The organism is Bifidobacterium vansinderenii (genome assembly GCF_002234915.1).
Classification (GTDB): domain Bacteria; phylum Actinomycetota; class Actinomycetes; order Actinomycetales; family Bifidobacteriaceae; genus Galliscardovia; species Galliscardovia vansinderenii.
Window position 1 is genome coordinate 1 of record NZ_NEWD01000055.1, and the last position, 2,930, is coordinate 2,930.

Annotated in this window: 2 protein-coding genes; one reads left to right on the top strand and one right to left on the bottom strand. The window is 42.3% G+C overall.

The genetic code is table 11. The annotated features are described in order from the left end of the window. Positions 1–125 precede the first annotated feature (125 nt). Positions 126–1,586, top strand: a complete 1,461-nt coding sequence (locus Tam10B_RS12700) for a lipopolysaccharide biosynthesis protein (RefSeq protein WP_093961598.1) — start codon at positions 126–128, stop codon at positions 1,584–1,586. Positions 1,587–2,588: 1,002 nt separating this feature from the next. Here Tam10B_RS12700 and Tam10B_RS13085 read toward each other — a convergent pair. Then, positions 2,589–2,849 carry a hypothetical protein gene (locus Tam10B_RS13085; RefSeq protein WP_093961531.1) on the bottom strand — a complete coding sequence of 87 codons (261 nt, stop codon included), beginning with the start codon at positions 2,847–2,849 and terminating at the stop codon, positions 2,589–2,591. Positions 2,850–2,930: the final 81 nt, after the last annotated feature.

The window sequence follows — 2,930 nt, forward strand, 5'->3', positions numbered from 1 at the left end:
GAAGTCTCTGGACTTGGTAGTCAACTCTCTGTAATTTTTATGTAGAAGAAAATCGTTATTTGCTCGTCCCGGCTTTGCTTTTGGGGCGAGCAAATATTATTTTGTATCTTAATGGAAGATGTTAAATGAGTGATTCAAAAAAACAGATGAAATTCTCTGTTATTAGTGGTTTATTTTGGAAATTTGCTGAGCGAATGAGTTCGCAGCTCGTATCTGTTATTGTTACGATCATTCTCGCGCGTCTTTTGATGCCATCCGATTATGGAACAGTCACCTTGGTGACAATTTTTATTACTATTGCTAACGTTTTTGTTAACGACGGTTTTGGCGTGGCTTTGATCCAAAAGAAAGATGCGGATGATCTTGATTTCTCCTCTGTCTTCTATTTTGGCATTGCTTTTTCTATTTTTCTGTACCTCATTATTTTCTTTGGTGTAGCTCCGATTGTCGCTGATTTCTACAATATGCCTATACTGGTTCCGGTGCTTAGGGTTCTGGCATTGCAGTTACCTATAGCTTCCATTAATTCCGTACAACAGGCATATGTTTCGCGAAAAATGATTTTCAAAAAATTTTTTTATGCGACCATTAGTGGAACTCTGATTTCCGCCATTGTGGGTATCACTATGGCCTACTTTGGTATGGGTGTTTGGGCCTTGGTGGCACAGTATCTTACTAATACTGTTATTAACACTTTTACATTGCGTACAATTATTGGATGGCGTCCGTCATTGCAGTTTTCTTTGGAGCGTCTGAAGGGTCTGTTCCGGTACGGATGGAAGCTTTTGATTCAAAGTCTGATGGTAACCATCTATGGAAATCTTCGCAGTCTTGTCATCGGCAAGGTTTATTCGGCGAATGATCTTGCTTATTATGACCGAGGAAGTTACTATCCGAATCTGATCGTCGTTAATGTCGATGCCGCTATGAGCAGTGCCTTGTTCCCTGCTATGTCTCATGAGCAGGCCAGCGTCGAGCGCGTTAAGGCGATTACTCGACGCGCCATTAAAATGTCCTCATATATCATGAGCCCTTTGCTGGTGGGGTTTGCAGCATGTGGAACTACGTTTGTCTCGGTTCTTTTAACAGACAAGTGGTTGCCGATTGTTCCATTCCTTCAAATTATTTGCATCAACCTATTATTCCGTCCTGCTCAAACTGCATCATTGCAGGCGATTAAGGCTGTAGGACGGAGCGATTTGGTTTTGAAAATGGATATCCCAATTCGCCTCTTTGGTCTTACTGCTCTGATTGTCAGTGTTCAATTTGGCACGATATATATCGCCCTTTCCGAGGTTCTTGTGGGTATTTTGGGTGTTATTCTCTATAGTCTAGGGTGCAAGAAGACTATCGGTTATAGCTTGAAGAGACTATACTGGGATTTTGTTTCCAATGTTTTACAGGCCTTAGTTATGGGAGTGATTGTTTTTGCGGTTGGCTATCTAAATATAAATGATATTTTGCTTCTTTTTTTGCAGATAATTATTGGTGCGGTTGCTTATATAGTGATCTCCATCGTGTGCAGAAATGACAATTTCTATTATCTGCTAAATACGGTTAAGGAATTCTCAGGCCGTAAAAAGTAAGCGCTTATATATGTGTTGCTTCGAATCATCTGTTATTAGTCATTACAAATGACTAATAACAGATGCTAGTGCCGTGTCGTTAGTACGGGACGGCACCTCTGTCAGTATTGGTGGGTGGCGGTGCCGTCCTGAGCGATAGGTGTTGGCGTGTGCGAGCATATTGTCGTAATCGCTGGTTCTGGAACTGTGGCCGAACTGACTGACCAATCTCTTTTGCGGCATTGGGCTCAGAAGGACAGCGCGGTCTGTGTTCTCATGCCGTTCAGGATCATCGTAGATATAAACGCTGACTTATGAACGTGGTGGTGGGTTTGTTGATGATGGTCATTTGCTGAGGGTGAGGAGCCGTCAGCCATTATTTTTTACGAATGAATTGTATTGCGCTCTGGATCTTGAGGTTGCAACTTTCCGTTACCTAGTCAGGTCGGGCATATGGGAAGGACGTGTGACGCTGATTGCTGGTATATCCGACAGACGAAGACATTGGTAATTTGTCGGTACCTGTGAAGTTTTGGATGTCTCTTGTGGCGTTGCAGGTCATTTCTGTAGACGGTAAATTCGTTGGGCTGCTGGCAGCAGCGTAGAGATGCGGCCTCAACGAGTTTCGGGTTCCTGAAGTTGGGTGTCTGTCAATGCTTTGGTATATCGATTGTCTTATGGCAAAATTGTCTCACTATGGTGCAATTTTTAACCGTGAGTCTGAGTGCGAGCTTCATCCTCATCTGGTGTATCGCCAATATTTCTTTTACTGCGTGACTATCGCACGGTGATCCAATTTTCCAGCTAATATCAACTATAATGACCCTGGTCTCAAGTTCGACATGTATAATAAAAACGATTGAGACTTATCTGCAATAGTGTTACTATATCAAAATAAAATATTTAGTTGATTAAAGAAGAGATTCTTAATAATAAAGTATGGGGCCAACGTCTTTGATGTTGGCCCCATCCCGCTATGTGCATACTGACTATTGTTATTTGGGCAATTGATGATCTCCTTGATTATGTATTTATACTATTGCCTGACAGAATATTAATTCTGTCGATCTCGATATTGACAGGCGAAGCATTTTCACCGTCGATGGTGACGGCCGGAAAGAATAGAGAGATCACAGTGATCACTGTAACAACTTTCCCTTTTCGTTTCCGGTGTAAAGGCGGATCCTCTATGTTTTCATGACGCTCCTTTCTCTTTTTTCGTTTCTTTTGGGAAGGTGGCTCTTCTATACTTTCACGATGCTCCTTTTTGGTTTTTGCCATCATGGCCTCCTTGTACGATCGCGCACATGGCGGGATTTTGCACTCTAGTAATAGATTTGCTGCATGTCCAGTTAGGGAGTGTTT